The sequence below is a fragment of the Tabrizicola sp. genome, assembly GCF_030694085.1.
Taxonomy (GTDB): domain Bacteria; phylum Pseudomonadota; class Alphaproteobacteria; order Rhodobacterales; family Rhodobacteraceae; genus Tabrizicola.
In genome coordinates this window covers 315,197-329,921 of record NZ_JAUXZE010000035.1, presented here as the reverse complement: position 1 = coordinate 329,921, position 14,725 = coordinate 315,197, and the positions used below count along the sequence as shown (strand labels likewise).

Sequence of the window (14,725 nt, the reverse complement as noted above, 5' to 3'; positions counted from 1 at the left end):
CCTTCGGTCGACGGACTGGGCTGCCACGCGGGTGCGGGGCAGATGGCGGAAGCTGCGCGGGCGGCTGGCAATTCGGAAATCCTGGACCAATATGCGGCGGACTATCCGCAAGGGCCGCATGACAAGCCGCAATCCATGTGCCCGGCCTTCGGGTCGCTGCGTGTCGGCCTGCGGATGCGGCGGGTGGCGACGGTTCTCTCGGGTTCGGCCTGCTGCGTCTATGGCCTTACCTTTGTGTCGCATTTCTACGGTGCCCGCCGGTCAGTTGGTTATGTGCCCTTCAACTCGGAGTCGCTGGTGACCGGCAAGCTCTTCGAGGACATCCGCGACGCGGTGCATGAACTTGCCGACCCGGATCGTTATGATGCGGTGGTGGTGACGAACCTGTGTGTGCCGACGGCAAGCGGCGTGCCGCTGCGGCTGTTGCCCAAGGAAATCAACGGTGTGCGGATCATCGGCATCGACGTGCCGGGCTTTGGTGTCCCGACCCATGCCGAAGCGAAGGACGTGCTGGCTGGTGCCATGCTGGCCTATGCCCGGGCTGAAATTCAGGCGGGTCCCGTTGCGGCCCCGGCGCAAGGACGCAGCGACCGGCCGACCGTGACCCTGCTGGGTGAGATGTTCCCGGCTGATCCCATGATGATCGGCGCGATGCTGGCCCCGATGGGTCTGGCCGCGGGTCCCGTTGTGCCGTGCCGCGAATGGCGTGAGCTTTATGCGGCGCTGGATAGTGGCGTCGTGGCGGCGATCCATCCGTTCTATACCGCCTCGATCCGTGAGTTCCAGGCGGCTGGCCGCACCATCGTCGGTTCGGCCCCCGTGGGCCATGACGGCACGATGGAGTGGCTTGCGGCGATTGGGGCGGCTTACAACGTGGCACCCGATCTGATTGCAGCGGCGCAGAATGCGTTTGGTCCGGCGATCAAGGGGGCCCTTGCGGCCAACCCGATCAAGGGGCGGATCACGCTTTCGGGCTATGAAGGGTCCGAACTTCTCGTCGCGCGGCTTTTGATCGAGAGCGGCGCGGATGTGCCTTATGTCGGCACGGCTTGCGCGAAGAATGAATGGTCGGCGGCCGACCGCGCCTGGCTGGAAGCCAAGGGCTGCGTGGTGAAATACCGTGCAAGCCTGGAGGATGACCTTGCCGCGATGGAGGCGTTCAAGCCGGACCTCGCCGTCGGGACGACTCCGGTCGTGCAGAAGGCCAAGGAGCGGGGGGTCCCATCCCTCTATTTCACCAACCTGATTTCCGCGCGGCCCCTGATGGGACCGGCGGGGGCAGGGTCGCTGGCGCAGGTCGTCAATGCGGCGATGGGCAACAAGACCCGGATGGAGGGCATGAAGGCCTTCTTTGAAGGCGTCGGAACCGGCGATACCTCGGGCATCTGGGAAGGTGCGCCGAACCTGCGCCCCGATTTCCGGGCGATCCATCAGAAGAAACTCGACAAGGCGGCGAAGGCTGCCAAGGCGGAGGAGATGATATGACGCTCCGCCAGTTCCACCCGCGCCAAATTCCTTCGAAGGAATTTGCAAATCTTTTCGAAAAGATTTGCGGCCCCCGGCTGGCGGAGGTTGCGCCATGCTGATCCAGGACCATGACCGGGCAGGCGGCTACTGGGGGGCGATCTATGCCTTCTGTGCCGTGAAGGGCCTGCAGGTCGTCATCGACGGACCCGTCGGGTGTGAAAACCTGCCGGTGACCTCGGTGCTGCACTACACCGACGCCTTGCCGCCGCATGAGTTGCCCATCGTGGTGACCGGGCTTGGCGAAGGCGAGATGACGTCGGGCACCGAAGCCTCGATGGCGCGGGCCTGGAAGACTTTGGACCCGGCTTTGCCTGCGGTGGTGGTCACTGGAAGCATTGCCGAGATGATCGGCGGGGGCGTCACCCCTGCTGGCACCAACATCCAGCGCTTCCTGCCGCGCACCATCGACGAAGACCAATGGCAGTGCGCCGACCGGGCAATGACCTGGATCTTCACCGAATTCGGGATGACCAAGGGGCGGATGCCACCCGAGACGGCTCGTCCCGAAGGCTCGAAGCCGCGCGTCAATATTCTGGGGCCAATGTATGGCACCTTCAACATGGCGAGCGATCTGCACGAGATCCGCCGTCTGGTCGAAGGCATCGGGGCCGAGATCAACATGGTGATGCCGCTTGGAGCGCACATCGCCGAAATGCGGAACCTGGTGAACGCCGACGTCAACGTGGTGATGTACCGCGAGTTTGGCCGGGGCCTCGCCGAATGTCTGGGCAAGCCGTATCTGCAAGCGCCGATGGGCCTGGAGTCGACGACCCTGTTCCTGCGCACGCTGGGCGAGATGCTGGGGCTGGACCCCGAGCCGTTCATCGAGCGGGAAAAACATTCGACGCTGAAGCCCTTGTGGGACCTCTGGCGGTCCGTCACGCAGGATTTCTTCGCGACGGCCAGCTTCGCCATCGTCGCGAACGAGACCTACACGCGCGGCATCCGCAAGTTTCTGGAAGACGACCTTGGCCTGCCCTGCGCCTTTGCGGTGCCGCGGCTGGCGGGCAAGAAGACCAACAACGAAGCCGTCCGCGCGATGATGAAGCAGCACCGGCCGCTGATCGTGATGGGGTCGATCAACGAGAAGATGTATCTGGCGGAACTGAAGGGTGGGCATGGCCCGGCCCCCAGTTTCATCCCCGCCAGCTTCCCCGGCGCCGCGATCCGTCGCGCCACGGGGACGCCGTTCATGGGCTACGCCGGTGCGGTCTATCTGTTGCAGGAAGTCTGCAACGGGCTGTTCGACGCCTTGTTCCACATCCTGCCCCTGGGGTCGGACATGGACAGCGCCTCGGCCACGCCCACGACCCTGCGCCGTGACATGCCCTGGGACACCGACGCGCAGCTGGCGCTGGACCGTATCCTGCAGCAGCACCCGGTGCTGACCCGCATTTCCGCTGCCCGCACGTTGCGGGATGCGGCCGAAAAGACCGCGCTCGACCACGGGGCCGAGCGGGTCATCCTGGAATTCGTCGAACCTCTGGCAGGCGGAAGCCCGGCAGCGGTTGAAAGGGGAGAGAGACCATGAGTGACCAGAGCTACATCAGCCACGTCCATCTCAAGTCGCCGCCAAAGCGCACGCCGAAGGCGGAATACGCCACCTACTTCGGGCTGATCCTGATCCTCGCGCTGCCGGTGCAGTGCCTGGTCTGGCTCGGCTCGGCTCTCCGCCACATGCACCTTCCGGCGCAAGGCCCCCTGGCGCGCGCGCTGCGCGACGCCGAGGAGATCACGCCCTCGATCTTCCGCCCCTGAAAGGCGGAGACTTACGACCTGACGAGGTGCGCCCGCCCGTCCGGTGAAGCCTTCGGGGAGGGCGGGGGAAACCCCGGCCTTTCCGGACCAGACGGAGCAGCAGTCCGCTGTCCCGTGAACCCAGCCGCAGGGTATGCGGCGTCAGTCAACCCCTTCGGAGGATAACATGGCTGATAAATCTGACCTGAGTTTCACAGGTCTCACCGACGAGCAGGCGCAAGAACTGCATTCCGTCTACATGAGCGGGCTTTGGCTGTTCACAGTCATCGCCGTGGTTGCTCACTTGGCGGTCTACATCTGGCGTCCGTGGTTCTGAGGAGGAACGAGAAATGTCCAAGTTCTACAAAATCTGGCTGATCTTCGATCCTCGTCGCGTCTTCGTGGCACAGGGCGTGTTCCTGTTCCTCCTGGCGGCAATGATCCACCTCGTGCTGCTCAGCACGCCGGCCTACAACTGGTTCGACATCGCGGCTGCCAAGCATGGCTACACCGCGACTGCCGCTGCCAGCGAATAAGGTCCTACATATCGTCGGGGGCGGCGCAGCGATCTGCCCGCCGCCCCTGGCAACCTGACGTCTGACACACATCCGGCACGCCACCGCCAGCGCCCGACGGCGGCATTGACCGGTAAAAAAGCGAGAGGGAAGCATGGCACTGCTCAGCTTCGAACGGAAATACCGCGTGCCTGGCGGCACGCTGATCGGGGGCAACCTATTCGACTTCTGGGTCGGCCCCTTCTACGTCGGGTTCTTCGGGGTCCTGACCTTCTTCTTCGCAGCTCTTGGCACCATGCTGATCCTTTACGGCGCCGTGCTGCAGGGGACCTGGAATCCCTGGCTGATCTCGATCAACCCGCCGCCCGTGGAAATGGGCATGGCGATGGCACCGCTGCGCGAAGGCGGGCTCTGGCAGATCATCACGATCTGCGCGATCGGAGCTTTCGTGGCCTGGGCGCTTCGGGAAGTCGAGATCTGCCGCAAGCTTGGCATCGGGTATCATGTGCCCTTCGCCTTCGGTGTCGCGATCTTTGCCTATGTGACCCTGGTGGTGATCCGCCCGGCGCTGATGGGCTCATGGGGATACGCATTCCCCTACGGGATCTGGACGCACCTCGATTGGGTGTCAAACACCGGCTACACCTACGGCAACTTCCACTACAACCCGGCGCACATGATCGCGGTGAGCTTCTTCTTCACCAACGCGCTGGCGCTTGCCCTGCATGGCGCTTTGATCCTGTCGGCGGCCAACCCTGAAAAGGGCAAGGAAATGCGCACGCCGGATCACGAGGACACCTACTTCCGTGACCTTATCGGCTATTCGGTCGGCACGCTGGGCATCCACCGCCTGGGCCTTCTGCTGGCGCTGAACGCCGGGTTCTGGTCGGCGATCTGTATCGTGATCTCGGGCACGATCTGGTTCGACCAGTGGGTCGTCTGGTGGGACTGGTGGCTGCAGCTGCCCTGGTGGGCTGGCATCGAGGGAGGCGTAAATGGCTGAGTATCAGAACATCTTCACCCAAGTTCAGGTCCGTGGCGCCCCCGAAATGGGGCTGACCGAAGAGGTCGAGCTGTCGAACCGCACGACGGGGGCCAGCTTCTCGAACCTGGCTGGCTGGTTCGGAAATGCCCAGCTTGGGCCCGTCTACCTGGGCACGATGGGGGTGATCTCGCTGGCCGCAGGGGCAGCCTGGTTCTTCACCGTCGGCATCTGGTACTGGTTCCAGGCGGGCTTCAACCCGGCCGTGTTCCTGCGCGACCTGTTCTGGTTCAGCCTGGAGCCACCGGCCGAGGAATACGGCTTGGGCTTCGCGCCTCTGGCCGAGGGGGGCGTCTGGATCATCGCCAGCTTCTTCCTTCTGGTCAGCGTCTGCGCCTGGTGGGTCCGCACCTACCTTCGGGCGCAGGCCCTGGGGATGGGCAAGCACGTCAGCTGGGCCTTCGCTTCGGCGATCTGGCTGTTTCTGGTGCTGGGCCTCTTCCGTCCGATCCTGATGGGCAGCTGGAGCCACGCCGTGCCTTACGGCATCTTCAGTCACCTCGACTGGACCAACAACTTCTCGCTGCAATACGGCAACCTGTTCTACAACCCGTTCCACGCGCTGAGCATCGTCTTCCTCTACGGGTCGGCACTGCTTTTCGCGATGCACGGGGCGACGATCCTGGCCGTCAGCCGCTTTGGCGGCGACCGGGAGCTTGAGCAGATCGCCGACCGTGGCACCGCGTCCGAACGGGCGGCTCTCTTCTGGCGCTGGACCATGGGGTTCAATGCGACGATGGAAGGGATCCACCGCTGGGCTTGGTGGTTTGCCGTACTGGTCACGCTGACCGGCGGCATCGGCATCCTGCTGACCGGCACGGTCGTCGACAACTGGTACGTCTGGGCACAGGAGCACGGCTACGCGCCGTTGCAATAAGGGGAGGTCGAGATGCCGAACGACTATTTCGAAGAAACCAAGCAGACCAACCTTGTCTTCTGGAGCCTGGGACAGATGCTGAAGGGCGCCGGTTACGCCGCTGCCTTCGTCATCGCGATCTCTCTGGCCTTGTGGGCGATCTACCTGGTCGGTCTGCTTCTGCCTGAGGAAAGCCGCCAGACTCCATCGCCCTACGGGGCGCTGGAAGCCCCCTATGTGGCCGAAGGTCACGACCTGGCCTGAGACAGTCGGGCCCGCGGCGGTGCTTCGGGCCCAGCATGCCGATCCTGACCCTCCCACGGGTCAGGATGTCGGGACCTCCGGGCCCCGGTTCCCTTCCTGTCTGACGACAGGCACTTGTGCCGTGTGGCTTCAACCCACACGGCACCCTTTGCCCGAAAGGAGCAAACCATGACCGCGCCCGGTTCCAATTCCATCTTTGCCGAAAAACCGATGCTTGACCGTGTCGTCAGTCCCGCCGACCTGCGGGCGCTTGCGGACCACGACTTGCCCCAGCTGGCGGACGAGTTGCGCCGCGAGGTGATCGAGGTGGTCAGCCAGACCGGCGGGCATCTTGGATCCTCGCTGGGTGTGGTCGAACTGACCGTGGCGCTGCATGCGGTCTTCGACACCCCCCGTGACAAGCTGATCTGGGACGTGGGCCACCAATGCTATCCGCACAAGATCCTGACCGGCCGCCGTCACCGGATGCTGACCCTGCGTCAGGCCGAGGGCATCAGCGGTTTCACCAAGCGGTCGGAAAGCGACTACGACCCGTTCGGGGCGGCACATTCCTCGACCTCGATCAGCGCGGCCCTGGGCTTTGCGATGGCCCGGGAACTGGGACAGCCCGTCGGCGATACCGTGGCGGTCATCGGTGATGGCGCGATCACCGCAGGCATGGCCTATGAGGCGATGAACCACGCGGGCCACCTGGGCAAGCGGCTGTTCGTGATCCTGAACGACAACGACATGTCGATCGCCCCGCCCGTTGGCGCGATGCAGACCTATCTGAATTCCATCGCCGGCAAGGGGCCGCTGGCCACCCTGAAGGCGATTGCCGAGGGGTTGGAGGACCATCTGCCCTTCCCGCTGCGCGAAGGGGCACGGCGCGCGCGTGAGATGGTCAGCGACCGCCCGGGCGGCGTGACCCTGTTCGAAAAGCTGGGCTTTTCCTACTTTGGCCCGGTCAACGGTCATGACGTGCCGATGCTGCTGCATGCTCTGCGGTCGATGCGGGCGCATGCCGAGGGGCCGGTGCTGCTGCATGTGGTGACCAAGAAGGGCAACGGTTATGGCCCGGCGGAAGGCGCGGACGACAAGTATCATGGCGTGGCGAAGTTCGACATCGCCTCGGGCAAACAGCACAAGACGCCGGCCAACGCTCCGAACTACACTGCGGTCTTCGGCCAGACCCTGACGGACGAGGCCGCGCGCGATCCGCGCATCGTGGCGATCACCGCAGCGATGCCGGGGGGCACCGGCCTTGATACGATGCAAAAGCGCTTTCCGGCGCGGGTCTTCGACGTGGGCATCGCGGAACAGCACGGCGTGACCTTTGCCGCCGGTCTGGCGGCTGGGGGGATGCGGCCCTTCTGTGCGATCTATTCCAGCTTCCTGCAACGCGGCTATGACCAGATCATCCATGACGTCGCCCTGCAGAATCTGCCGGTGCGCTTTGCCATCGACCGGGCGGGCCTGGTCGGGCAGGACGGTGCCACCCATGCCGGCGCGTTCGACGTGATGTTCCTGGCAAACCTGCCGAACATGACAGTCATGGCGGCCGGGGACGAGGCCGACCTTGTCCACATGATCGCCACTGCCGCCGTTCACGACCACGGTCCCATCGCGCTGCGCTATCCGCGAGGCGAGGGGATGGGCGTGCCGATGCCAGACCGGGGCGTCCCGCTGGAAATCGGCAAGGGCCGGACCTTACGCGAGGGCACCGATGTCGCCATCCTGTCCTTCGGCGCGCAACTGTCCGAAGCGCTGGCTGCCGCGATCATCCTGGAGGCTGAGGGGATTTCAGTCACCGTCGCGGATGCGCGCTTTGCCAAGCCCCTGGACACTGCACTGATCGACCGGCTGTACCGCGAACACCGTAGCCTGATCACCGTAGAGCAGGGGTCCACCGGCGGATTCGGGGCGATGGTCCTGCATCATCTGGCGATGAGCGGACAGCTGGATCGCGGCGCTCCGGTGCGGACGATGACCCTGCCGGACCGCTTCATCGACCAGGCCAGCCCGACTCAGATGTATGCCTGGGCCGGTCTGGCCGCCGCGGATATTGCCGCAATGACACGGGGAACGCTGGGCACGGCGGCAACGGCACAGGTTGTCAGATTGCGCTGACAGTCGATGTTCGGTTGGTCCAAAAAAGCTGCATAAGTGTAAACTTCTCGCACCATTCCGTGCAGACCGTGTTATGGTCGCGCTCGGAATGCGTTCGGGAGGACGGCAGCAGTGAAGTTCCAGCAGGTCTACGCCGTTGTAGACAGCGAATTCCGACTGCTTTGGGTGGGCGGAGAATGGGATGAGTTCGCACTGCAGAATGCGGCTCAGCATGCGCTTGCGAACCATGTCCTTTCCACCTCACTGTTGGCACATATCGCCGGGGACGAGACGCGAAGGCTGACGGCGCGGCTGGTCGAGACGGTGCTTCAGACCAAGCGCCCGGTGCGGGTCCAGTATCGGTGCGATTCGCCCAGCATGGCCCGGTCCTACCAGCTGACGATCCAGCCGATGAAGGACGAACGCGCCCTGATGGTGCACGATCTGAAGGACGCCTGGCACTTTTCGCCCCCCCTGAACATCTGGCACTACGATCCCAATGCGCGGGACTGCAAGTGCAGCTTCTGCGGCGACATCCGCTTTGGCGGCGCGCCGGATTGGACCAGCTGCGACGACATCGGCGATCGGCACCCAACCCATGTGGTCTACGAAGTCTGCACCAGATGTCAGGACACCGTGGCCGAGGCGGTCAGACTGGTGCTGGAGGGAAATGCGTTCACTCCTGCACTGGACAGCGAGGAGGTCCCCGCCTCCGGTCAGTCCAGAGACCAAAGGGAATAAAGATCGGGTCCCAGCACCTGGGTTTCGCGCAAGACCGGGCGGGACGCATCGGCAAGTGCGGCAAGGCACAGCTCTCCCAGGGCAGGACGGCCGTCGGCGCCGATCAGGACGGCCCCGGTGAAAAGCGCAAGCTCGTCCGCCAGTCCCGCCTTGACCAATCCGGCCGCAAGGGTGCCACCACCCTCGCCAAGAACGCGCGTGATACCCTTCCAGGCCAGGGCCGACAGGGCTGCAGCAAGATCCAGCCCCCCTTCGCCCTCGGCAACCTCGATCAGCGTCGCACCCGTTGCGGCCCAGGCCGCCCGGCGCGCTTGTTCGGCCAAGGGACCATGCACCAGCCAGACCGGACCTGCGCTGCTGGATCGCCCGAGACGACTGTCGGGATCGTGGCGGAGGAGCCGGTCCAGAACGATGCGAACGGGTTGGCGCTGTGCGCCCAGGTCGCGGACCGTCAGGTCGGGATCATCTGTCAGCGCCGTACCCGAGCCCACCATGACCGCATCATGGGCCAGCCGTAGCGCATGGACCTTGCGGCGGGATTGCGGCCCGGTGATCCAGCGGGATTCACCGCTGGAGGTGGCAATGCGGCCGTCCAGCGTGGCTGCGAGTTTCAGGGTGACGAAGGGTAGCCCACGGGCCACCCGCTTCAGGAAACCGGCGTTAAGGCGCGAGGCTTCGGCCCTCATGACGCCCTCGGTCACCGCGATCCCGGCGGCGCGCAGCATCTGATGCCCTTTGCCCGAGACGCGTGGGTCGGGGTCGGTCAACGCGGTGACGACACAAGCCACACCGGACGCGATCAGCGCCTCGGCGCAAGGGGGGGTGTGACCGTGGTGGGCGCAGGGCTCTAGCGTGACGTAGGCCGTCGCGCCCTTGGCCGCCGTGCCTGCCTGCTGCAAGGCGCGAACCTCGGCATGCGGACGGCCGCCGGGTTGCGTCCAGCCGCGCCCGACCACCAGACCATCCTTGACCAGCACGCAGCCCACCGCAGGGTTCGGCCAGACATTGCCAAGGCCCCGCGCCGCAAGGCGCAGGGCATGGGCCATGTAAGCCGCGTCGGTCACTCTTCGTGGGTCGCGCCGGGCCGCAGCTCGGAGACGAAACCGTCGAAATCGTCCGCGGTCTGGAAGTTCTTGTAGACGCTGGCAAAGCGCACGTAGGCCACGGTGTCGATCCGCGCCAGGCTTTCCATGACGATCTCGCCGATGGTCTTCGACGGGATGTCGGTATCGCCAAGGCTTTCCAGCCGCCGCACGATCCCGCTGATCATCTGGTCGATGCGTTCTGGGTCGATGGGGCGTTTCTGCATCGCGATGCGGATCGAGCGTTCCAGTTTCGACCGATCGAAATCCTCACGCTTGCCCGAGGACTTGATGACGACCAGATCACGCAGCTGGACGCGTTCATAGGTGGTGAAGCGGCCGCCGCAGGCCGGACAGAAGCGGCGGCGTCGGATCGAGACGTGATCCTCCGCAGGCCGCGAGTCCTTCACTTGCGTGTCGATGTTGCCGCAGAATGGGCAGCGCATCGGCCCCCTCCTTGCTTTATTGTTATACCTGCCTCAAGGCCGGGTGTGTTCCCCGGTTTCCCCCACTGACTATAGGAGAGGGGCGCGGATTTGGGGAAGGCATATATTTGCGCCCCAGAATATGGGGCCGGAACTGTGGCGGGCGGGACTCAGCCCCGGCACGTCTTGAACCCCGACACCCCGGATGCGTAGATGCTCGCAGCGAGGGTGGGGCTGCGAAACGCCCGCACAAGGCAAGGGGCGTGATTTGGCAAGTATCGCACTGTGTGGCATCGTTCGAAACGAGATACGGTCGGTTGTGGAGTGGTTGGCGCATTACAAGGCGCTGGGGTTCACCGACTTCGTCATTTACGACAACGACAGCACGGATGGGACCAGCGAGGTCTTGCAGGTGCTTGACAACGCAGGCGAAATCCTGCGACTTGGCTGGCCGCACACAGTTGGCGCGCGACCACAGCGGCTGGCGTATGAGCATATGCGGAAGCACGCTGCCGTGGACTGGATCGCCTATTTCGATGCAGATGAGTTTCTGTTGTTGCGGCAGGACGACAGCATAGCGGACTTTCTTGGCAGGTTCGGCGATGACGTGAACGCGATTGCGATCAACTGGGTTGTCTTCAACAGTGGCGGGCAGGACCAGTATCGCGCGCTGCCGGTCATTGAGCGATTTACCGAATCCCTGCGGCGTCGCGACCCCTACAACCGCAGCATGAAGTCGATCGGCCGCCGCGAGAAACTGGCCGGGACGGGCATCCACCGCCTTGAGGTTGCCGAAGGGCGTTATGTCACGCCTTCTGGCCGCGATGCGCAGTTCTCGACCGGCCAGATCATGCGGTCAATCGACGTCGAGGTGGCGGTGCTGCATCACTACATGGTCAAGTCGCTGGAAGAGTTCGAGGAAAAGCGCAATCGCGGCCACGCCAATTCGCAGGATCCCGAACGCAAGCGCACCAAGCTGGACACCCGCTTCGCCGAGGCGAACGCTCCTGGCAGACGCAACACCGACATGCTGGCCTGGTCGGGCCGGATGCGGGCCGAGGCGATGCGCCTGCGTGGAATTCTGCTGGCGGCTGGCCTGTCCTATCCGGTCTGGCCCTTCGTCGAGGATGCGGGCTAGGCGGAAAATCCGCGTGAAAATCGTCATGCCCGTGTTACGATTCCGTGCATGTGGTTGCGACTCATCCCTTTCCTGGTTCTGGTGACCCCAGCCTTGGCTGAAAGCCCGATTGCCGAGGTGATCTGCGTCCCCCGAGCCGAGCTTGTCCAGCGGCTGTCCGGGGCCCAGGTGTCGGGGTCAGGCCTGCGCGACGCCGAGACGGTGCTGGAGGTCTGGACCAGAGCCTCGGGCGACTGGACGCTGGTGCAAAGCTACGCCAACGGCACCGCCTGCATCCTGGCGATGGGTGAGGCGTGGGAGGCGGTGATCCCTCCGCCCGCCTAGTTGCAGAGGCCCCAGGTGCGGCTATCCATGTCCCAGCACTGTCCGATCCCCGCCTTCAGGTCGTTCAGCCCATCCATCGGCGTGGCGGTGCCGCGGTTGCAGCTGAGTTCGGCCACGATCGCGTCGCCTTTCAAGACACGCACCCCACCCGATCGCGGTTCGGTCGCCTCCGGGTCGCGTTCCACGCTGGTCCAGACCTCGTAAGTGTAGCCGTCATTCTGGAACACCACCGTCTCCCACATGCTGCTCCCGATGCCGGGCCAGGGGGTGAAGTCGACGGTTTCCAGGCGCTCGTTCAGGAAAAGCTCGGGCTTGCCCTGGGGGCCGTAGGCGTAGGTCAGCATGCCTTTCCAATAGCAGACCTCCAGAGTCTTGGTTCCGATCTGGCAGGAGAAGGCCTCGTCGCCCTGGCAGGCGGCGTGCGCAGGGGCGGCGGCGAGAAGGGCGAGGAGAAGGGCTGTGCGCATGGGGACCTCCGGGTCTGGAGGGAGTTTGCGGCGGAGGAGTGGCCGACACAAGGCCAGGATTCCGGCCTGCTGCGGTGCTGGGGCATCTGGTTGCCGGCGCAACGTTGGCGCGCCGGGCAAAGGACAGAGCGGAAACTAGGCCCCTTCGTTTCCATCGGCCGACTTGATCAGCTCAAGCCAGAGAAGAGCTGTCCCCGCATCCGCGATGCGCAAGGTGATTTCGCCACTGTTGGTCAGGCGGGCATCAGGGAAGGTCGCCATCACCATGTCCGGCGTGATCTTGCCTTTGCGTAGCTCGGGCTTGCGAATGTAGGCTAAAACCCACTTCTCGTCGGGAACTACGGAAAAGCAGAACTCTTCGTTCCGCTTGATCCGCAGACTGTTGAGAAAGCCCTGCTCGTGCGCGGCCACAGAGAAATCCCCTGACGTCGAAAACCCCTCGACGATCACGTCAAAGGCAGCTTTCGCGTCAGCGGAGGCGATTTCGTCGCGCAGGTCGGCGATGTTCAAGACCTGCTCGCTCACTGATCCAGGAAGCTGCGCAGTTTGCGCGACCGGCTGGGGTGCTTCAGCTTGCGCAGCGCTTTGGCCTCGATCTGGCGGATGCGTTCGCGGGTGACGCTGAACTGCTGGCCGACTTCCTCAAGCGTGTGGTCGGTGTTCATGCCGATGCCGAAGCGCATCCGCAGGACGCGCTCCTCACGCGGCGTCAGGGACGCCAGAACCCGCGTCGTCGTTTCCTTCAGGTTCTCCTGAATCGCGGAATCCAACGGCAGGATCGCGTTCTTGTCCTCGATGAAGTCGCCAAGCTGCGAATCTTCCTCGTCGCCGATGGGCGTCTCCAGCGAGATCGGTTCCTTGGCGATCTTCATCACCTTGCGGACCTTTTCCAGCGGCATCTGGAGTTTCTCGGCCAGTTCTTCGGGCGTCGGTTCGCGGCCGATTTCGTGCAGCATCTGGCGGCCGGTGCGGACCAGCTTGTTGATCGTCTCGATCATGTGCACGGGAATACGGATCGTGCGGGCCTGATCGGCGATGGACCGGGTGATCGCCTGGCGAATCCACCAGGTCGCGTAGGTCGAGAACTTGTAGCCGCGGCGGTATTCGAACTTGTCAACGGCTTTCATCAGGCCGATGTTGCCTTCCTGAATAAGATCAAGGAATTGCAGGCCCCGGTTCGTGTATTTCTTGGCGATGGAGATCACCAGACGCAGGTTCGCCTCGACCATTTCCTTCTTGGCCTGACGCGCCTCTTTCTCGCCCTTCTGGACCTGGTTCACGATCCGGCGGAATTCGCTGATGTCGACACCGATGTACTGGCCGACCTGCGCCATTTCCGTTCGCAGCTCTTCGACCTTATCGCGTGACCGTTCGATCAGCGCCTGCCAGCCCCGCCCGGCCTTCTGCGCCATCCGGTCCAGCCAGGACGGGTCAAGCTCATACCCCTGGTATTCCTGGATGAATTCCTGACGGTTGATCCGCGCGGCGTCGGCCAGCTTCACCATGCCCGAGTTGATCGACATGATCCGCTTGTTGATGCCGTAAAGCTGGTCGATCAGCGCCTCGATCCGGGAGTTGTTCAGGTGCAGCTCGTTGACCAGCAGCACGATTTCAGACCGCAACTTCTGATAGGCCGCCTCGTCGGTGGTCGAGAAGCGGTGGGTCGAGGACAGCGTCGCGTCCATCCGAAGCTGCTGCATGTCAGCCAGCTTGTCGTAGTCGCGCGCGATCAGGTCCAGCGTTTCCAGCACTCGCGGTTTCAGCGCGGCCTCCATCGCGGCCAGCGACATGTTCGAGGCTTCGTCGTCCTCGTCCTCGTCCATCTCGGCCAGGATCGGGTTGCCGTCGGCGTCCAGTTCCGGCTCGGCGCTGTTGGCCCGGCGGGGTGCAGCTTCGCCAACGCCGACTTCGTCCAGAGCCGCCCCGTCCAGCTCGCCCTCTTCGCCGTCCAGAGACCGCCCGAAGGTGGCTTCCAGATCGATCACGTCGCGCAGAAGGATTTCCTCAGACAGAAGTTCGTCACGCCAGATGATGATGGCCTGGAAGGTCAGCGGGCTTTCGCAAAGCCCCGCGATCATGGTGTTGCGGCCGGCCTCGATCCGCTTGGCGATGGCGATTTCACCCTCGCGCGACAGCAGTTCGACGCTGCCCATCTCGCGCAGGTACATCCGTACCGGGTCGTCGGTCCGGTCCAGCGTTTCCGTCGTGGTGCCTGCAACCGCGATCTCGCGGCTGGTTGAGGTTTCGACCAGCTCGCCCGCCGGGGCTTCGCCTTCCTCGACTTCTTCGTCTTCGATGATGTTGATGCCCATCTCGGACAGCATCGACATCACGTCTTCGATCTGCTCGGACGACACCTGTTCGGGCGGCAGGACCGTATTCAACTGGTCATAAGTGATGTAGCCACGCTCTTTCGCGTCGGCGATCATCTTCTTGACCGCCGCCTGGCTCATGTCGAGCGAGACGTCCGCATCGTCGGTGTCCGGCTTGGCGTCGTCGGTGTCCTTGAGGGCCATGGG

Annotated in this window: 17 protein-coding genes; 12 read left to right on the top strand and 5 right to left on the bottom strand. The window is 64.1% G+C overall.

What is annotated here, in order from left to right; genetic code table 11:
- Nucleotides 1-42 precede the first annotated feature (42 nt).
- The 10 genes from bchY to Q8M85_RS06530 all read left to right on the top strand — a co-directional run bounded on the left by bchY (nt 43) and on the right by Q8M85_RS06530 (nt 8,770).
- Nucleotides 43-1,485, top strand: a complete 1,443-nt coding sequence (bchY, locus tag Q8M85_RS06575) for a chlorophyllide a reductase subunit Y (protein ID WP_305542991.1) — start codon at nt 43-45, stop codon at nt 1,483-1,485.
- 94 nt (nt 1,486-1,579) lie between these two features.
- Nucleotides 1,580-3,058 carry a chlorophyllide a reductase subunit Z gene (gene bchZ / locus Q8M85_RS06570; RefSeq protein WP_305541869.1) on the top strand — a complete coding sequence of 493 codons (1,479 nt, stop codon included), beginning with the start codon at nt 1,580-1,582 and terminating at the stop codon, nt 3,056-3,058.
- Entirely contained in the window at nt 3,055-3,285 is a 231-nt protein-coding gene (gene pufQ, locus Q8M85_RS06565) for a cytochrome PufQ (protein WP_305541866.1), read from the top strand. Before bchZ ends, pufQ begins: the two co-directional genes overlap by 4 nt.
- 166 nt (nt 3,286-3,451) lie before the next feature.
- Nucleotides 3,452-3,601 carry a light-harvesting antenna LH1, beta subunit gene (gene pufB / locus Q8M85_RS06560; RefSeq protein WP_137110521.1) on the top strand — a complete coding sequence of 50 codons (150 nt, stop codon included), beginning with the start codon at nt 3,452-3,454 and terminating at the stop codon, nt 3,599-3,601.
- Nucleotides 3,602-3,614: 13 nt separating this feature from the next.
- The gene (gene pufA / locus Q8M85_RS06555; RefSeq protein ID WP_305541857.1) at nt 3,615-3,800 is read left to right on the top strand and encodes a light-harvesting antenna LH1, alpha subunit; all 186 of its coding nucleotides are present in this window, start codon (nt 3,615-3,617) and stop codon (nt 3,798-3,800) included.
- Nucleotides 3,801-3,933: 133 nt separating this feature from the next.
- Nucleotides 3,934-4,782, top strand: coding sequence for a photosynthetic reaction center subunit L (gene pufL / locus Q8M85_RS06550; RefSeq protein WP_305541855.1), 849 nt, complete (start codon nt 3,934-3,936; stop codon nt 4,780-4,782).
- A complete protein-coding gene (pufM, locus tag Q8M85_RS06545) occupies nt 4,775-5,698 on the top strand; it encodes a photosynthetic reaction center subunit M (protein ID WP_305541852.1) in 924 nt (307 codons plus the stop codon). Before pufL ends, pufM begins: the two co-directional genes overlap by 8 nt.
- Nucleotides 5,699-5,710: 12 nt before the next feature.
- Nucleotides 5,711-5,941 carry an RC-LH1 core complex protein PufX gene (pufX, locus tag Q8M85_RS06540; RefSeq protein WP_305541849.1) on the top strand — a complete coding sequence of 77 codons (231 nt, stop codon included), beginning with the start codon at nt 5,711-5,713 and terminating at the stop codon, nt 5,939-5,941.
- Between the two features lie 168 nt (nt 5,942-6,109).
- Nucleotides 6,110-8,050 carry a 1-deoxy-D-xylulose-5-phosphate synthase gene (dxs, locus tag Q8M85_RS06535; RefSeq protein WP_305541846.1) on the top strand — a complete coding sequence of 647 codons (1,941 nt, stop codon included), beginning with the start codon at nt 6,110-6,112 and terminating at the stop codon, nt 8,048-8,050.
- A gap of 111 nt (nt 8,051-8,161) precedes the next feature.
- On the top strand, nt 8,162-8,770 hold the full coding sequence (locus Q8M85_RS06530; RefSeq protein ID WP_305541843.1) for a hypothetical protein: 609 nt from the start codon (nt 8,162-8,164) through the stop codon (nt 8,768-8,770).
- Here the strand turns inward: Q8M85_RS06530 and ribD are convergent.
- Nucleotides 8,746-9,816, bottom strand: coding sequence for a bifunctional diaminohydroxyphosphoribosylaminopyrimidine deaminase/5-amino-6-(5-phosphoribosylamino)uracil reductase RibD (ribD, locus tag Q8M85_RS06525; RefSeq protein WP_305542988.1), 1,071 nt, complete (start codon nt 9,814-9,816; stop codon nt 8,746-8,748). The two genes, Q8M85_RS06530 and ribD, sit on opposite strands and share 25 nt — an antisense overlap.
- 14 nt (nt 9,817-9,830) lie before the next feature.
- Complete coding sequence (gene nrdR / locus Q8M85_RS06520) at nt 9,831-10,298, bottom strand: transcriptional regulator NrdR (protein ID WP_305541840.1); 468 nt, start codon at nt 10,296-10,298, stop codon at nt 9,831-9,833.
- A gap of 247 nt (nt 10,299-10,545) precedes the next feature.
- Between nrdR and Q8M85_RS06515 the strand changes: the two genes are divergently transcribed.
- Nucleotides 10,546-11,415: a glycosyltransferase family 92 protein gene (locus Q8M85_RS06515; RefSeq protein WP_305541837.1), complete on the top strand. Its 870-nt coding sequence runs from the start codon at nt 10,546-10,548 to the stop codon at nt 11,413-11,415.
- Between the two features lie 48 nt (nt 11,416-11,463).
- Nucleotides 11,464-11,739: a hypothetical protein gene (locus Q8M85_RS06510; RefSeq protein ID WP_305541834.1), complete on the top strand. Its 276-nt coding sequence runs from the start codon at nt 11,464-11,466 to the stop codon at nt 11,737-11,739.
- Here the strand turns inward: Q8M85_RS06510 and Q8M85_RS06505 are convergent.
- From Q8M85_RS06505 to rpoD, 3 genes are all read right to left on the bottom strand, one after another.
- Nucleotides 11,736-12,206, bottom strand: a complete 471-nt coding sequence (locus tag Q8M85_RS06505) for a hypothetical protein (RefSeq protein ID WP_305541832.1) — start codon at nt 12,204-12,206, stop codon at nt 11,736-11,738. The genes Q8M85_RS06510 and Q8M85_RS06505 overlap by 4 nt on opposite strands.
- A gap of 135 nt (nt 12,207-12,341) precedes the next feature.
- Nucleotides 12,342-12,731, bottom strand: a complete 390-nt coding sequence (locus tag Q8M85_RS06500) for a hypothetical protein (RefSeq protein WP_305541829.1) — start codon at nt 12,729-12,731, stop codon at nt 12,342-12,344.
- A complete protein-coding gene (gene rpoD, locus Q8M85_RS06495) occupies nt 12,728-14,722 on the bottom strand; it encodes an RNA polymerase sigma factor RpoD (RefSeq protein ID WP_305541826.1) in 1,995 nt (664 codons plus the stop codon). Before rpoD ends, Q8M85_RS06500 begins: the two co-directional genes overlap by 4 nt.
- Between the last annotated feature and the right edge of the window lie 3 nt (nt 14,723-14,725).

Bases quoted from the DNA above. Each gene is read 5' to 3' on its own strand.
- bchY (WP_305542991.1), top strand. From the start codon at position 43: ATGGCGGAAGCTGCGCGGGCGGCTGGCAATTCGGAAATCCTGGACCAA.
- bchZ (WP_305541869.1), top strand. From the start codon at position 1,580: ATGCTGATCCAGGACCATGACCGGGCAGGCGGCTACTGGGGGGCGATC.
- pufQ (WP_305541866.1), top strand. From the start codon at position 3,055: ATGAGTGACCAGAGCTACATCAGCCACGTCCATCTCAAGTCGCCGCCA.
- pufB (WP_137110521.1), top strand. From the start codon at position 3,452: ATGGCTGATAAATCTGACCTGAGTTTCACAGGTCTCACCGACGAGCAG.
- pufA (WP_305541857.1), top strand. From the start codon at position 3,615: ATGTCCAAGTTCTACAAAATCTGGCTGATCTTCGATCCTCGTCGCGTC.
- pufL (WP_305541855.1), top strand. From the start codon at position 3,934: ATGGCACTGCTCAGCTTCGAACGGAAATACCGCGTGCCTGGCGGCACG.
- pufM (WP_305541852.1), top strand. From the start codon at position 4,775: ATGGCTGAGTATCAGAACATCTTCACCCAAGTTCAGGTCCGTGGCGCC.
- pufX (WP_305541849.1), top strand. From the start codon at position 5,711: ATGCCGAACGACTATTTCGAAGAAACCAAGCAGACCAACCTTGTCTTC.
- dxs (WP_305541846.1), top strand. From the start codon at position 6,110: ATGACCGCGCCCGGTTCCAATTCCATCTTTGCCGAAAAACCGATGCTT.
- ribD (WP_305542988.1), bottom strand. From the start codon at position 9,816: ATGGCCCATGCCCTGCGCCTTGCGGCGCGGGGCCTTGGCAATGTCTGG.
- nrdR (WP_305541840.1), bottom strand. From the start codon at position 10,298: ATGCGCTGCCCATTCTGCGGCAACATCGACACGCAAGTGAAGGACTCG.
- Q8M85_RS06510 (WP_305541834.1), top strand. From the start codon at position 11,464: ATGTGGTTGCGACTCATCCCTTTCCTGGTTCTGGTGACCCCAGCCTTG.
- Q8M85_RS06505 (WP_305541832.1), bottom strand. From the start codon at position 12,206: ATGCGCACAGCCCTTCTCCTCGCCCTTCTCGCCGCCGCCCCTGCGCAC.
- rpoD (WP_305541826.1), bottom strand. From the start codon at position 14,722: ATGGCCCTCAAGGACACCGACGACGCCAAGCCGGACACCGACGATGCG.